14 protein-coding genes are annotated in these 15,976 nt (G+C 48.2%); 4 read left to right on the top strand and 10 right to left on the bottom strand.

Annotated features, from left to right (window positions below; genetic code table 11):
* Nucleotides 1–6 precede the first annotated feature (6 nt).
* From N5910_RS03970 to N5910_RS03940, 7 genes are all read right to left on the bottom strand, one after another.
* On the bottom strand, nucleotides 7–999 hold the full coding sequence (locus tag N5910_RS03970) for an NAD-dependent epimerase/dehydratase family protein (RefSeq protein WP_074358824.1): 993 nt from the start codon (nucleotides 997–999) through the stop codon (nucleotides 7–9).
* A 69-nt stretch (nucleotides 1,000–1,068) separates the two neighbouring features.
* Nucleotides 1,069–1,944 (bottom strand): glycosyltransferase family 2 protein, encoded by an 876-nt coding sequence (locus tag N5910_RS03965; protein WP_191216504.1) that lies wholly within the window; start codon nucleotides 1,942–1,944, stop codon nucleotides 1,069–1,071.
* 6 nt (nucleotides 1,945–1,950) lie between these two features.
* A complete protein-coding gene (locus N5910_RS03960; RefSeq protein ID WP_074358822.1) occupies nucleotides 1,951–2,892 on the bottom strand; it encodes an NAD-dependent epimerase/dehydratase family protein in 942 nt (313 codons plus the stop codon).
* 285 nt (nucleotides 2,893–3,177) lie between these two features.
* Entirely contained in the window at nucleotides 3,178–4,653 is a 1,476-nt protein-coding gene (locus tag N5910_RS03955; RefSeq protein ID WP_261599817.1) for a glycosyltransferase family 39 protein, read from the bottom strand.
* A gap of 234 nt (nucleotides 4,654–4,887) precedes the next feature.
* The gene (locus N5910_RS03950; protein WP_074358820.1) at nucleotides 4,888–6,021 is read right to left on the bottom strand and encodes a glycosyltransferase; all 1,134 of its coding nucleotides are present in this window, start codon (nucleotides 6,019–6,021) and stop codon (nucleotides 4,888–4,890) included.
* Between the two features lie 164 nt (nucleotides 6,022–6,185).
* A complete protein-coding gene (locus N5910_RS03945; RefSeq protein ID WP_261599877.1) occupies nucleotides 6,186–7,481 on the bottom strand; it encodes a sensor histidine kinase in 1,296 nt (431 codons plus the stop codon).
* A 159-nt stretch (nucleotides 7,482–7,640) separates the two neighbouring features.
* Nucleotides 7,641–7,922: a PAS domain-containing protein gene (locus tag N5910_RS03940; RefSeq protein WP_074358818.1), complete on the bottom strand. Its 282-nt coding sequence runs from the start codon at nucleotides 7,920–7,922 to the stop codon at nucleotides 7,641–7,643.
* 350 nt (nucleotides 7,923–8,272) lie between these two features.
* On the opposite strand from N5910_RS03940, the gene N5910_RS03935 reads away from it, so the two are divergent.
* From N5910_RS03935 to rfbX, 3 genes are read left to right on the top strand one after another with little or no spacing between them, the layout of a single operon-like run.
* On the top strand, nucleotides 8,273–8,965 hold the full coding sequence (locus tag N5910_RS03935) for a phosphocholine cytidylyltransferase family protein (RefSeq protein WP_202879480.1): 693 nt from the start codon (nucleotides 8,273–8,275) through the stop codon (nucleotides 8,963–8,965).
* The gene (locus N5910_RS03930) at nucleotides 8,962–9,924 is read left to right on the top strand and encodes an NAD(P)H-dependent glycerol-3-phosphate dehydrogenase (RefSeq protein ID WP_191216499.1); all 963 of its coding nucleotides are present in this window, start codon (nucleotides 8,962–8,964) and stop codon (nucleotides 9,922–9,924) included. Before N5910_RS03935 ends, N5910_RS03930 begins: the two co-directional genes overlap by 4 nt.
* Nucleotides 9,925–9,935: 11 nt before the next feature.
* Nucleotides 9,936–11,189, top strand: coding sequence for an oligosaccharide flippase family protein (gene rfbX, locus N5910_RS03925; RefSeq protein WP_261599816.1), 1,254 nt, complete (start codon nucleotides 9,936–9,938; stop codon nucleotides 11,187–11,189).
* 64 nt (nucleotides 11,190–11,253) lie between these two features.
* On the opposite strand, the gene N5910_RS03920 is transcribed toward rfbX, so the two are convergent.
* Entirely contained in the window at nucleotides 11,254–12,384 is a 1,131-nt protein-coding gene (locus N5910_RS03920; RefSeq protein WP_370518343.1) for a CDP-glycerol glycerophosphotransferase family protein, read from the bottom strand.
* Between the two features lie 141 nt (nucleotides 12,385–12,525).
* Here N5910_RS03920 and N5910_RS03915 point away from each other — a divergent pair, with 141 nt between their 5' ends.
* Nucleotides 12,526–13,521, top strand: a complete 996-nt coding sequence (locus N5910_RS03915; protein ID WP_261599815.1) for a glycosyltransferase family 4 protein — start codon at nucleotides 12,526–12,528, stop codon at nucleotides 13,519–13,521.
* Between the two features lie 38 nt (nucleotides 13,522–13,559).
* Here the strand turns inward: N5910_RS03915 and N5910_RS03910 are convergent, their stop codons facing one another.
* Nucleotides 13,560–14,792: a glycosyltransferase gene (locus N5910_RS03910; RefSeq protein ID WP_074358813.1), complete on the bottom strand. Its 1,233-nt coding sequence runs from the start codon at nucleotides 14,790–14,792 to the stop codon at nucleotides 13,560–13,562.
* A 2-nt stretch (nucleotides 14,793–14,794) separates the two neighbouring features.
* Nucleotides 14,795–15,907: a CDP-glycerol glycerophosphotransferase family protein gene (locus N5910_RS03905; protein ID WP_074358812.1), complete on the bottom strand. Its 1,113-nt coding sequence runs from the start codon at nucleotides 15,905–15,907 to the stop codon at nucleotides 14,795–14,797.
* Nucleotides 15,908–15,976: the final 69 nt, after the last annotated feature.

Raw genomic sequence — 15,976 nt, 5'->3', positions numbered from 1 at the left:
TAAGGTCTAAAACTCCGCACTCTTCTTTATGAGTTCCCAGTTTTCGGTGAACCATTCATGGGTCCTTTCAAGGCCCTCCCTGAAGGAGACCTGTGGTTTGTAGTCCAGGAGTTCCCCTGCCTTGTCTATTGATGATAATAGTCGTGTCTTGGCGTCCCAGTCCCTCCTTGGCCTGTAGACCACTCCTGCAGGGTTTTCTGTGAGTTCATTGATTATTGTGGCCATCTCAATGACCCTGTGCTCCTTGCCTGAGCCGAGGTTTATGGCCTCACCGACAGCCTCCTTCCTGACACCCATTGCCATGAGCCCCCTGACTATGTCCTCCACGAAGGTCCAGTCCCTTGTCTCTGAGCCGTCCCCTGTGATGGGGAGTGGTTGACCGTTCATGGCCCAGTAGAAGAAGTTGGGTATCACGTTACGGTACTTTCCAGGGACCTCCCCTGGACCAAAGACATTGAAGAACCTTGCATTCACTATTGGGAGGTCGTAGAGGTTGTGGAAGTAGTTGGTGTAGAGTTCGCCCAGGAGCTTGGTGACCTGGTAGGGTGTGTGGAGGGATATGGAGATGTCATGCTCCCTGAAGGGTATCTCTGAGTCAAGGCCGTAGACACCGCAGCCTGATGATGAGTAGATGAATCTTTCAACACCCACAAGCTGAGCATATTCAAGCACCTTCAGTATACCGAGGCCGTTGACCATGAGGTCCTTTTCAGGGTTATCCACACTGTTTTGGTTTGCGAAGTGGGCTGCCAGGTGGAAGACGTACTCGGGCCTCTCCCTGAAAACCCTCTTGAGGACCTCATCGTCCAGTATGTCTCCCCTGACGAACTCTATGTTCTCATGGTCGGGTATGTTCCACTCGTAGCTTGATGAGAGGTTGTCAAGGATGATTACACGTGCACCTGCCTCTGCAAGGCTGCCTGAGAGGTTGCTCCCGACACATCCAGCTCCGCCTGTTACAAGAACGCATTTACCATCATAAACCTTGAATTCATCCATAATTAATCACCTTCCAGTTATGATATATTCTCTCCGGGCCAGTTTATCTGAATCTTCCCATGCTCCGGCTTATCTTCCATAGTGGATTATCATCCTCCTCATTGAGTCAAGGATTATGCCGGTGAAAATGAAGAAGGTCCCGAAGAGGGTGAGCATGACAGCCACTATCGTTGGCCCCATGTTGACGCTCACCCCTGTTATGTAGTCCCTTATGAACATCAGGGTGAGTGCAGCGCCTGCGATGCCTATTATGAGGCCCGGGAGGGTAAAGTAGTATAGGGGCCTCCTGACTTCAATGTCCCCGAGTATCCTGAGGAGGACCGAGACGCCGTGGCTTACAGGGTTCCTTGTTGAGCCATCCACGTCGTACCTGACGCCCACCTCAACCTCCATGATCCTCAGGCCGGCCTCTGCAGCGTCTGCAAGCATCTCGCTTTCAACCACAAATCCAGGGTCCCTGAACCTGAAGTGGGGTATGGTCTTTGATGAGAAGGCCCTGAAGCCGCTCTGGGTGTCTGTTATCTCAAGGCCGGTTGAGATGTTTGTTGCGGTGTCAAGGATCTTCTGCCCCACCCTCCTGTACCTGGGGGTGTTCTCGTCGGTTCCATGGAGGTACCTGCTGCCGTTTACTATGTCGGCTTCACCCCTGATTATGGGTTCCATGAGTTTCGGTATCTCGGCAGGGTCATGCTGTCCATCGGCATCAAGGGTGACTATCACATCGGCATCTGTTGCCTGGAATCCTGTTTTAAGGGCCGCTCCCTTCCCGAGATTCTTATGGTGCCTCAGCACCCTTGCACCGGCCATCTCCGCCACACTGGCGGTCCTGTCCGTGGACCCGTCATCAACGACCAGGACCTCATCCACGTGTTCACGTGAGAGGAGGACCACCGAGCCTATTGCAACCTCCTCGTTGAAGGCCGGGATAATCGCAGCTGTCTTCATTTTATTTCAATCCTCTATACGGTAGTACCACTTCATCCATTCAACCGTGCGCCTGATACCCTCCTCCGGCGGGACCTGGGGGTCATGTTTAAGGTCCCTTATGGCCTTGGAGAAGTCCATTGTCTTCACCTTTGTTGTGAAGGGTTCAGAGTCCCTGTAGGTTACTATTGAGTCGTCTATCCCCACCGCCTCAAGGACCATGTCAGAGTACTCCTTGATGTCATGCTCCCACTCGGTGCGTCCGCCTACGTTGTAGACCTCGCCGGGTATGAAGTTGTCGACTATGTTGGCGAAGGTCCTGACGGAGTCCTCAACGTAGTCTATGATCCTCTTATGGCCCCTGTACACCGTGTAGGGCTTCCTGTGGAGGGCATGGTATATGAATATGGGTATGAACCCCTTGTAGGGTGAGTACTTCTCATGGGGACCGTAGCAGTTCACGGGCCTCACCCTGACGGTCTCTGTGCCGAACATCTCGGCGGAGTTCATGCACATGAGCTCCCCGGCCCACTTGGTTATGGCGTAGTCGTTCATCTGGTAGGTGTCGCTTATGGGGTTTTTAACCATGACATCCTCGCTCATAACCCCGCTGTAGTCCCCGTAGACTTCCGCTGATGAGAAGAAGATCATCCTGAAGCCCAGTTTCTCCTGCATCCTCAGCATGTGCTTTGTACCTATGACGTTGGTCTTCCAGAGGTTCTCATAGTAATCCTCACCGTTCCAGCGGCCGTACTCTGCAGCCAGGTGGTAGACGTAGTCAAATTTATCATCCTCGAATATCCTTTCAACCTGGCGGTACTCCCTGACGTCAGCCCGCATGTAATCTTCCCTTTCAGTGTGCATGAGGTCAACTGCAAGGACCTCATGGCCCCTGCTCCTGAGTTCATTGACAAGGTTTGTTCCTATGAATCCGGCTCCACCGGTAACAAGTATCCTCTGAGTTTCCATATAACTCCGCTCCTTGTTGATTAGAGTGATTAAACGTAAGAATAAGGTGTGTCTCACAGTGGGACACCTTAAACTAATTATTAACGGATACCATATAAATACTTGAAGGAAATCAAGAATCCCGCACGAAACCCTGTGAAGGTTAACCCCCCTGACGTTTTAATATTAATTACTTTCTGGTGGGGTGCCGGTGCACTTATCCCGTGAGGGGGGGCCCGGCATTCCAGGTATGAGCTAACAGGGCCCATGAACATCCATTCCGATGATCACCTCTAAACCCTGACATCAGCCGGTCATGTTCATCCTTTCGGCAACTGCAACCCCCCTCCTGGAGTAGATGACCCTGTACCCTGAAGGTAGTGGTGTCTCATCGGTCCAGTAGATGTAGTAGTCCGGGTTAAGGTCCCTGAAGTATTCAATGCATAATTCCATCCTGTCCGGATGCATCTTCCTTGTGAATACATACTTTCCAAGGTACCATGTGAAGGCAGGGCCCCTGTCAGAGGCTATAATCCTCTCACTGTAGGCCGGGTCGTGTTCCATGAGCCAGGCTGCAGCTTCCTTCTCCGCCTCAACGATACCGTAACTGTCAGGCATCCCGGCCAGGTAGTTGATGGCTGAGGTTAGCATCAGGAGGGCCACCAGGGCTGAGAGAACATCTGATGCATGCTTCCATCTGATGATGCCCGCCGTCTCCCTTATGGAGAGTGAGATGCCGTAGGCAACGGCAGGCATCACGGTGATGAGGTACCTGTCAACCTTGACCGGGTGGAAGCTGTGCATGAAGAGGTAGGAGAGGAACCATACAGCCATCGCAAGGTTCATGTCAGTGTTCTCCCTGTCTCCGGCCATCCTGGCTACTGAAAGGGCCCATAGGAGGAGTATGATTTCACTCACAACAAAGGAAACCCTTCCAAAGGTGGCGACCATGAGAATTGAGAGGAGGATGAAGAGGACCTTCTCCCTTAAACCAGTCATGGAGGCCAGGTCCCTGTTATTCCAGAGTAAAATGACCATCCCTGCCAGCAGGAACCCGATTATTATAAATGCCACGGCTGTGGGCCCCGCAATTGAGGGGTTTATCACATGGAGGTAGTCCTGTGATGGGAGGGCCGATATGTACTCCGGGAAGTGTTTAAGATAGTAGAGTGGGTCAAGACTGTAGCCGGGGTTTATGGAGGTTGCTGATCCCGTTGCTGTTCCTGCAGCCTGTTTTAGGAATGGGAATGGTGTCTTAACGTTCCTGTAGAAGAAGTATGCGAAGGGGAGGTAGAGGAGGATGCCCAGGCCGGTGCCGGCAAGGAGCTCCCCTAATTTTGATCTGAATTCAGGGTCCGTGAAGATTATGATTGCAAGTGGAAGTAACATGAGACCTGAAGTGTACCTTGTAAGGAAGGCTGCCATTGCAACAGGGAGCGCCAGGCAGTAGAAGCGCGGATCCTTTCTCCTCCCAAGGAGTGCTAGGTACACCGCCCAGATGGAGAGGGATGCTGCGGGGACATCCAGGGCCCCTGTTGCTGCCCATGAAAGGATTATGCTGAAGGATGCGAAGGATATGCTCCCTGCAAGGCTCTCCATTTCACTGAATCTGAGTCGCAGGAGGAGGTAGAGTCCTGTGACACCCGCGATATAGAATGCTGCGGCGGCTGAGAACACGGTGGGTTCACCTGTAAGTCCCAGCATGAACAATACTGAGAGGACCGCCGGGAAGAAGGGTGAAAGATAGAGTGTGTCCGCCGGGCCAAGGTGGGCCATCCTCATGGCATTATTCACGTAGAGAAGATGTCCCAGTAGTATATCCCGATGTTATTCTGGATGTATACGAGAATAGCAGCATTATCAGCGATAAAGTTAGAATAATGGGGAATACCTTCTTATCATTAATCATCAATAACATCTCCTGTGATTGATTGGAATGTCCTATACTGATTAATCATATTATGGTTAATATCAAGCACCATGATAAACCCATCAGATAGTATGTCCCCCGTCACCTTACCTGCTGGAGAGAACCTCAACATAGACCTCCTGAAATCTTCGGGATATAATGTCGGGGTCAAACTTTTCTGCTGATGGTCTGAATGACTCCCTGTTATTAAGCACTCTGTATATACCTTTCCTCAGCCCTTCAACCGAGGGTTCAACGATTACACCATCGGAAGGCTCGATCCATTCAGAAACACCACATTTTGATGTTACAACCACGGGTGTCCCACATGAGATTGCCTCGGCCACAACATTGCCGAAGGACTCATACCTTGATGGTAAGACAAAGACGTCTGCATCCCTGTATGCCCCCAGTTTATCCATACCATACAGCGGTCCCGTCATGATAACCCTCCCTGAGACTCCAAGTTTATCCATCAGGGCCCTGAGACCCTCAAGATAGTGGTCATCTGGACCTGCTATCACAAGCTTCACTTCATCCATTTCCCTGTATGCGCGAACCAGGAGGTCCAAGCCCTTCATTTCATGTATCCTTCCAATGTAAAGGACTATTCTTTCATCCCCGAGCCCCCACTTCCTCCGGAAGGCGCCCCCTTGAGGAACCCCCTCCAGCTTAACAGGGTTAGGTACTCTTATGATGGAATCATCCTTAAGGAATGGATAAACCTTCCTGTAAAATCTGGACTCAATCTCTGAGGAGGCCACCACCCTCTCGGCACCTGCCATAATCCTTCTTCCAGCCATGAAATCAAAGATGTTCTTGATGAAGCTCCGTGTCATGGTGGGTACCGAACCATGGGGCTGTACTATGTAGGGTACACGATGCCTTGATGCGAGTATGGATGTCACCGCGGCCAGGAAGGTCCTGTGTTCATGTATATGGATTATGTCAAAGCCGCCTATTTCTCGTGCTGCTACAGATGGCAGCCTGCAGGGGATTGGCATGTTAAGGTTACCTGTAAGGTACATTGAAAGGTTTCTGAAGTAGTAGGTCCTTATACCATCAACATCCACAGGTCGGTTCTTCTCAGTATCCAGGCGTCTCTTGAATCCATCGGTTGTGTATACCGTTACATCATGACCCTCTGCAACCTGCCATGATGCAAGGTCATAGACCATCCTTGGGGGTCCACCAGCCTCCCATGATGGCTTGAAATAGGGTGTAACATGAAGTATTCTCAACTAATTAACCTCCCTCCACTGCATGAAATTGGCATGTGTCAGAATTGTTTACCATCCAGCGAAAACCGTAAGCCTGCAACCATCCAGATCTGTCGGACTGTATTTATATCATGAAATTGTAACGCCGGTCAATTAATGGCTGCCACATAACATTGGGGGTGCTTCTATTTGAGTTTTAAATCTGCGGGGAATTCAATTTTGAAGGTTGTTCCATGACCTGCTTTGATCTCTATTCTGCCTTCAATTTGCCTGCTCAGCGCATTTATTAGCTGAAGGCCAAGGGTTTCAGGATTTTCCAGGTTAATTTCAGGTACTCCCACACCATTGTCTGAAACTGATAGGGTGTAAAATTCTTCCCCTGGAAGCAGTTCTATCTTTATTTCACCTTTTCCCTCCGGGAATGCGTGTTTTACACAGTTTGATACGATTTCTGTAAGTATAAGGGCCAGGGAGACTGCTGTTTCAATGCTGAGCTCTATGTTCTCCATTTTGATGTCTGTCTTTATATCTCCCCCCATGACACCATAACTATAAAGGATTTCAGGCACCATGCCCTCGGTATAGTTTTTGAAGTTGATCTTAGCAAGGTTCTCCGATTCATAGAGCTGTTTATGTATTCTTGCCATTGAATTCACGCGGTTCTGGACTTCTCTAAGGTTTTCTATCGTTTTTTCATCAGTTATGCCGTGTGCCTGGAGGCTTATGAGACTTGAGACAACCTGGAGGTTATTCTTTACCCTGTGATGGATTTCTCGAAGAAGTGTCTCCTTCTCATCCAGGAGTTCTTTTAATCTCTTCTGCGCCCTCTTCTGTTCTGTGATGTCTATACCCGACGCTACTATTTTTTCTGTGCCCGGGATCCTGCCATATGTTCCGAAGATATTCCTGATATTACCGCATCCATCAATGATCCTGAATTCAAGTCTTTCAAGTATGTTTTCAGGGCTAATTTTCCCCTCAGGTACTACAGACATCCTGTCTTCTTCCAGAATGAAGTCTGTGCAGAGTTTACCCTCAAGATCATCCCTTGAGTAACCACTGATCCTCTCAGCTTCTTTATTAACCATTGATATGGTGCCATCTTCCTCAAGGATCAGGACCGGGATCAAGGTGTTCTCAAAGAGTGATTTATAGTAAGATTCTGACTTCCTCAAAGCATCCTCGGTCTTCAGCTTCTCTGTGATATCCCTTGTGATCCCATGGATTCTGGTTATGTTTCCTTCAGAATCCCTCAGGGCGCTGGCGGTCATTAGGGCCCTTACTATTTTCCCATCACATCTCCTGAAGTCCACACGATAATCCTTAACGAAACCCTTCTCTTCAAGGAGGGTCAGGAATTGTTCCCTGTCCTGCGGGTTCAAGTAGAATTCTCCTGTGGTCCTGGAGCGTAGTTCATCCTCAGTGCAGCCCAGCAACTCAAGGGTTGCCTGATTGAACTCAATGAATCTTCCCTGTGATATTATGGCTACTGCGTCCTTGGTGGTCTCAAAGAACAGGCGGAACTTTTCCTCACTCTCCCTGAGAGATTCCTCAATAATCTTGGTCTTAGTTATATCCCTTAAAGAGATCAGTCCCGCTGTTCTACCATTATATACGATTTTTTTACCGGCTGCGGATAGCTAGATTTCTCTACCATCCGCTGTTATAGCACGGAACTCATTAATCTCCTGCAAATCCTCCTCAAACATGTCCTTCAGGGCTATCCTTTCAGCCCTTTCCCTGTCCTCTGGATGGACAAAGTCAAAGACGTTGACCCCTGAAACATCATGGATTGAACCGACCCCGAATAAATCAGCGGCTGATTGATTGAACAAGAGGACGTTCATTTCTTTATCAATGATGATAAGGCCATCCATAAGATTATCCAGCACCGTCAGCAAAGTCTCATAATCTTCAGACATCCAGACACCCGCCCTGTGTGAATCATTTACTGAAAATAATGGGGAATTCCCTCTCCATTATATATTCTCTATTTATATTAAATGTGGAAATATTAAACTATATCATGGCACCATAAAAAACACCACCCCAAGACCAGCAAATCTTAGATCATGCAAGGTTTGCATGCAGCCTCCTTCTGCCATTGGGATACCACATCTCTCTGGAAGATCTGCATGTATGGCAACCCCAAATCACCCTTTATTTTCCTCCCATTATTATGGATTAGGTTCACTCCGAACAAGTTAAATATTATGGCCTATAAATCTGGACCTAGTTAGATGTTAATCTGTTATTTTACAAGTCTTTGAAGGTGATTGTCATTAAAATCATTATTCTTGCTGCAGGTACCGGAAGCAGACTGGGACACGGAATACCCAAGGCCATGGTGGAACTGGACAACTCCACAACCATAATGGACCAGCAACTCGAAAACATAAAAAAAGCAACCGGAACAGAAAACATAAGGGTCGTCCTGGGATACAAGGGCAGCCTAATAGAAGAAAAACACCCTGAACTCGAATACCTCTACAACCCACGCTACAGAGAAACAAACACATCAAAAAGCCTACTCATAGGCCTCGAAGACCTTGACGAAGACGTCATCTGGATGAACGGCGACGTGGTCTTCGACCCTGAAATACTCAGAACACTCCACCAGAAAAAGGGCAACCACATATGCGTCGACAACAAAAGAGTCGGAGAAGAAGAAGTCAAATACAACCTCACAGATGACGGATACATAAAAGAACTCTCAAAAACCGTCCAGAACCCCCTCGGAGAAGCCGTGGGAATAAACAGAGTCTCCAGGGAAACACTGCCCGTCCTCAGGGAAGCCCTGAATGAGTGCCACGACCAGGACTACTTCGAACGGGGCGTCGAAATAATCATCGAAAGGGGTGAAAGATTCAAACCCCTCAACATAGGAAACATGTTCTGCATCGAAGTAGACTTCCCCGAAGACCTCGAAACAGCAAGAAAATACTACATGGAGCATAAAGAATGAAAACAGCAGTAATAGGCGCGGGAAGCTTCGGAACAGCCATCTCACAGATCCTCGCAGACAATTCAGAAGAAGTATACCTCTTCGCACGAAGACCCGAGGTCGTGGAATCCATAAACAGGGACCATGAAAACAGAGCCTACCACCCGGGCGTTAAACTCAAAGGGAACATAAAGGCAGTTCACATGGAAAGAAAGGACCTCATCGAAGAATCAGACTACATCTTCATGGCGGTCCCATCAGGAAACCTCCGAGAGATAACAAGATCCATGAGGGACGCGCTGAAGAATAAAAAGATGATATCCTGCATAAAAGGGATAGAACACCCATCCCTCAAACCCATGTCCATGGTTATGAAGGAAGAAACAGGTTCAGAGACTGTATTCAGCATATCAGGACCCAACTTCGCCGATGAACTCATAAGGGGCATGACATCAGGGATAACCATAGGTGCACCGGCCAGTTACCATGATGAGATCACAGAACTCCTCAGATCAGCCGGAGTGCTACTCGACTACTCAGAGAACATCCAGGGAGTTGAATTCTGCGGTATACTTAAAAACGTGTACGCGGTGGCCATGGGGATACTTGACGGGCAGATCACAGGAGAAAACCATCGATACGCAATTCTAACAATCTGTTTCAGGGAGATGATCAGGATACTTGACAGGATGGGTTACGGGGAACTTTATGATAAGTTCTGCGGCTTCGGTGATTTTCTTCTCACGGCATCCACCGACAAGAGCCGTAACAGGACCCTGGGTCTCATGCTGGGTAAGAAGATGAGGCTGAGTGAAGACTCAACAATAACCATTGAGAGCCTCAGATCCATAAAGGCCATAAGGGAACTGACAGATGACCTTGAACTACCCGTCCTTGAACTGGTCCACCGGACCATGGATGACCCTGAAAACGTTAACATCCATATAAGGGACTTCCAGAAGGCGATTGCAGTCTATTGATAAGTGATTGGATGAATCCCAGGGATATAGTTGCGAAGCTGAGGTCTGAGGAGTACCGTGCATTGGCTGAGAACTTCCTCTCCCTTTCAACCCTCCAGGTCCTTGTGTATGTCATCCCCCTTATAACGCTCCCCTACCTTACCAGGGTCCTGGGTGTTGCGAATTATGGTCTTGTGAATTTTGCCATCGCCTTTAACACCTACTTCCAGATACTGACTGATTACGGGTTCGGGCTTTCTGCTGTCAGGGAGATCTCGGTTAACAGGGACGACCCTGAAAGGGTTTCTGAGATCTTCAGTTCGGTGATGATAATAAAGGGTGTTCTCACGGTTGTGAGCTTCAGCATGCTCCTGGGTATCATAATGACTGTTCCGAGGTTCTCGGCTAACTGGGTGATCTATGTATTTGCCTTTGGTCTTGTGGTTGGGAGCACCCTATCACCCATGTGGTTCTATCAGGGGATGGAGAGGATGAAGTATATAACTCTCCTGAATGTCCTCACAAACCTTATCTTCCTTGCAACAATATTCATTTTCATCAGGGGGCCCTCTGATTATCTCTATGTGCCTCTCCTGCAGTCCCTTGGGACCATAACCGCTGGTTTGATCTCCCTGTGGATTATAAGGACAAGGTTTAATGTCAGGTTTCATCTGCCTCCTTGGGGTGTTATATGGGAGATCTTCAGGGACAGTACACAGTTTTTCCTTTCAAGGGCTTCTGTTTCGATTTACACCAGCAGTAACTCGTTCTTTCTGGGATTATTTGCTGGTAACGCTGCTGTGGGTTATTATTCGGCTGCTGAGAAACTCTATACTGCTGCTCAGGGTCTTTACAGTCCCCTGCTGCAGGTGACGTATCCCTACATGGCCAAGACCCGGAACAAGGCGTTCCACAGGAAGGTTCTCAGGTACTCCATGATTCTGAACACCGTGCTCTGCACTTTTATAATAATATTCGCTCCCCATATAATCAGGCTTCTCTTCGGGGCCGGTTACATGCCAAGTGCCGGTGTCCTTAGGCTTCTTGCAGTTGCCCTGATGGTTGTTATACCATCAATACTCCTTGGGTACCCATTCCTCGCGGTCCTGGGACAGCAGAGGTATGCCAACGGTAGTGTTGTGGTGGGTTCACTGATTCACCTTGCCATGCTCCTTGCAGTGGCACCCTTCATGAGCATATACATTGTGGCACTGCTGGTTATAATCACAGAAACCATCGTGCTCAGCATCAGGGTCTACGGAATAAAAAAACACGACCTGTGGTAACCCGGCACAAAAAAAGGAGAACAGGAGCACACCCCCTGGAAATAATAAACCTTCACTGAAAACATCACTCCCCATCCTCACCCTGAAAGACGAGCCTATAGACCCTTTCTGATGATCTATCATCCCTGTAATGGTTCACCAGTTCATTGATCGTTCTCCTCTCCCCCGCATAATACTGGGGGTCATTCAGGGATCTTTCAAGTTCATCAAGGAATTCCCTGAAGGTCCTCACCTTGGGACCGGGCGTCCAGAACTCAAAGGGTTCAAGGACGAAGCTTCGTGTTCTGGCGTATTCTTCAAGGTCAGATACCGCAAATATTATGGGTCTGTCCAGGAGGAGGAAATCGAAGTAGATGGATGAATAATCCGTTACAAGGACATCGACACCTGCAAGGATGTCGTTGATGTCCAGCATCTCATCCTTGAGCATCTCTGTCCTAAGCAACGCCACGTTTTCCATTTCATCCAGGAACTTCTCTGCAAACTTCTCTTCCGCCGGGTGGAACTTTACAAGGAGGAGGACATTGTTCTCAGTGAGGAATCCTGAGAGTGCTTCCGGGTTGAAGTCAGGGAAGTTCAGGTTGTGTGATAACATATCGCCATCAGAGAGAAAATCAGATTTCCTGAAGGTCGGGGCGAAGAGAACAACCTTACTGTATGACTCCGTGTCGATTCCCGGTATCTCAGGTGGTTCCCTGAAGAGCTTATCGTTCCTTGGCTGTCCGGTTACATGTATCCTCCTGGCGTCCTGGTTGAAGCAGGCTGCAAGGGCGTTCCGCATTATGGTTGATGTTGCAATCATGTAATAGTTCTCATCAGAGAACCTCACGGGATCAGTGAAGTCCCTCCCTGTGGTCTCTGCATAGGCCATGGCCTTGAGGGGCATGCCATGCCAGAGGTTAACGTACCTCTGTGACGGGACACGGATTTCAGCCATGCGGCCGTGTGTGGATACTAGGGTGCCTGCCCTGAGAATCCTGAGGAGCGCCCTGATTGAATCACGCTTCACCTGATTGAATTCAGGGTGCCTTTCCGGTTCATCAGCAATCCATAACGCCTCAAATTCACCCCGTGAGTCCATGAACTCAAAGAGGGCCATGCTGTTCCCTGTAAAATCAGGGGCGCTGTCAAATACAACCAGTCTCCTGTTCTTGGGTATAATATAATTGATAATCTTTAATATCCTCTGAAGAATCAGATCATCCTCCTATTACTGATGACTCTCCCATACGACCTGTTACGTTACTTACCACTAAATGACTCCATCTGGCATGATATCAGTTACTTTATCTAGGATTCATATAAAATCATTTACCAAACTCAGGGAAGTGGTATGATGAAAAGAGTTGCCATGATAATCCCCTTCGACACATCCATAAAAGGAGGGGTTGTGAGGGCTGTTAAATCCCAGGAAGTCGTCTACAGGATTCTGGGGGCTGAAGTTGAAACATTCTACGCATCCCATCTTGATGATGTTAACCTTGCAGATTATGATCTTATCCATGTCCATGGACCTCTGAAGTTAGGTGGTATCCTGAAGGTAAGGAGGAGCGGTGTACCTGCAATTCTCACAATACACGGATGGGTTCTTCAGGAGGCATTGACAGCCTTAAAGACAGATCCGGGAGGAAACATCCACTACATCTTCAAAATCATTAACTGGATCCTTCACAGGTTGATCTTCATAAGGTTCATCTACAGGGACAGGGTTACAACTGTTTCTGAGATAACAAAAAAGAAGAACCGTCTCAGGGCGACCGTCATACCCAACGCCCTCATCACTGATGAGATTGAAGGTAAGGTGAGCGAGTGCCCGGACCTCCAGGGTGATGGTGTCACAGCAGTCACCTATACGAGTATAGGCGGTTCAAAGGTTCTGAGCATCCAGAGGCTCGCGGAGGTAATATCAGAGGTTAACAGGAAGGCAGGGTGCAGGATCAGGCTTCTTGTCTTCGGGGAGTCCCCTGAAATTGAGGATGACTGCATAGAGTTTATGGGTTACCGTGATGACTTCCTCTGCCATGTCAGATCAGCGGATATCATGCTCCTGGGCTATGATATGAGTGAACTTGGCTACGCGGTTCTGGAGGCAGGTTACCTGGGAGTTCCGGTTGCAAAGTTCAGGGGAGAGTTCGAGGAACTCCAAGACGATGTTCATGGTATAATAGCTGAAGATGATAGTGAAATGATAGAAAAGTTAATAAGGTTTATTGAAAACCCATCAAAGGGCCCTGTGTGGGGTGAGAAACTTAAAGAGCATATAACTGAAACCCGGGACCCCCTGAGGATTGCTGATAAATGGGCCATGTTCCTGGGAGACATTATGAAATAGCCACGGGATTCATAGAAGTAATGACTTCCTTGAAAAACTCACCTGAACTGGAAATCATCAAGGAGAGACTCCCACAAACCCCTTATTTTCTCCCATCTGAAATCATTCATCCTGGATGAGGCCCTCCTAGAGTAGCATTCGATCATGGAGGGGTCCTGAAGTATTCTCCGGAGTGCCTGGATCCAGACCTTTTCGGGTTCTGTGAGTTTGTCACCGGCCTCCACTTCATCCCTGAAGACCGGGAGGAGCACACCGTAAGCTGCAAATTCAGCCCTGGATGTTTCAATATCAGGGTCGGTGCCAGGAGCCAGTATCTCTCTTGTACCCCCACAGTCTGATGCCACCACAGGAAGAAAGACTGACATGGCCTCCATTATGGCCATGGGGAGGGCCTCCCTTAATGATGTCAGAACAAAAAGCTTTGAACGTGAAAAAAACCTGTAAGGATTCTTCTGGAAACCAAGGAAATAAACCTGAAAGTCCCCTGAATCAGGGGCATCATGACAAACCTTAAGTCCGAGTTCCCTGGAGAATTTCAGAAGGGAATCCCTGAGTTCTCCATCACCAAGTATAACAAGTTTCAGGTCAGGGAAATCATCCAGGAGCTCCCTGAATATTCTCAGAAGATACCTCTGTCCCTTTGCATGGGTGAGTCTGCCTGCATTTATAATTACAGGATCTTTAAAGATTTCATGGTAGCCTTCAAGGTCTTCAGAGGCCATTCTTTCTATCTCCTCCACAGGTACCGGATTAGGTATAACCCTTATAAGTTCAGGGTCTATGCTGAAGTTCCTTACAAGGTCTGAAGCTGATTTTTCAGATACAGGGACAATAAGGTCTGCCCTGGAATAGAGGAGCTTTATGAGGAACTTCACCAGTTTCCCGTAGATGTCCTGGAGATTCTCATTCCTTGAAAGGAGGGTGTGGTGGCTGATGATCACCCCTTCATCCCCTGCTGTTAGAATGTTCTGTATACTCATGGCCTCAGAAAATGAGATCATCACATCAGTTTTAAGCATCCTCCTGAGTTTCCTCAAAGCGGTTAAGCGTTTTAGGAAGAGCATTATCCTTTCAGGGAAGCTCTGATTCACCATGGCTGGTTTAACATCCAGCATGTGGAGTTTGCCCTCATAATTCTGCATGGGCGTGTGTCTGTAGCCGGTTATGATGTGGACCTCATGTGAGAGCTGATCCAGCATGATGGAGAGCTGGGCAGCGGCCCTCGCCATTCCAGTATCATCCAGTGAAGGTATAAGTATCCCTATGCGCATTTTTAACCCCACACAAGCCTGTATACCCTTTCCGATGATCTATCATCCCTGTAATGGTTCACCAGTTCATTGATCGTTCTCCTCTCCCCCGCATAATACTGGGGGTCATTCAGGGATCTTTCAAGTTCATCAAGGAATTCCCTGAAGGTCCTCACCTTGGGTCCGGGCGTCCAGAACTCGAAGGGTTCAAGGACGAAGCCCCTGACCCTCCTGTACTCCTCAAGGTCGGGTACGGTGAATATTATGGGTCTGTCCAGGAGGAGGAAATCGAAGTAGATGGATGAATAATCTGTTACAAGGACATCGACACCTGCAAGGACGTCATAGATGTCAGCTGATGGTTCAAGAACCCTTATGTTGTCTCCTGTGGGGATCCGAACTCCCCTATCAAGGGGGTGGAGTTTCACGAGGAAACATAATCCCCTCTCCCTGAGAAAGTCCTGTAGTTTCTCTTCAGTGTAGTCTGGAAGACTGAATATGGATGCATCGGTACCTGTGTCCCTGTAGGTTGGTGTGTAGAGTATAACACCATTAAATTCCGTCTTTTCCTCAGGTGTCCTGAAGAGTTTATCGTTCCTTGGCTGTCCGGTTATGTGTATCCTCCTGGCGTCCTGGTTGAAGCAGGCTGCAAGGGCGTTCCGCATTATGGTTGATGTTGCAATCATGTAATAGTTCTCATCATCCACTCCCTGGAGGAGCAGAACAGGTTTCCCAGCGGGCTCTGTATACCCCATGGCCTTGAGGGGCATGCCATGCCAGAGGTTCACAAAAACCTGATTTCCAGCCCTTATAAGCAGATGGTGACCATGGGATGTTACTATGTACCTTGACCTGAAGAACTGCCAGATCTCAGATGGTGTATTCCTGATATACTGGGGTTCCTCAAAATCCTTATGGATACTGTCAACCACCCACACAAACCGGTAATCCTCTCCAAGTTCCTTCATGTAACTGTAAAGGTAGAATGGGTTATCAGAAATATCAGGTATGCTCTCAAAGAGTATCTGGTTTTCCCTTTTAGGTATGATTCTGTTTATAAGCCTTATAATTGAATTCAGAACCCTTCCCAGTCCTGAATTAATCAGGAACTCTGCAATGGAATTGGATGATAACATTCTGTTCCTCCTGATTACTGGTGAAAACTTTATAAAGACTGTTCCTTCTAACTAGAGTATACCACCTCA

This window comes from Methanothermobacter wolfeii, from assembly GCF_025397995.1.
Classification (GTDB): Archaea; Methanobacteriota; Methanobacteria; order Methanobacteriales; family Methanothermobacteraceae; genus Methanothermobacter; species Methanothermobacter wolfei.
Note: the sequence above shows the minus strand (reverse complement) of the source record. Positions and strands in the feature narration are given on the sequence as shown.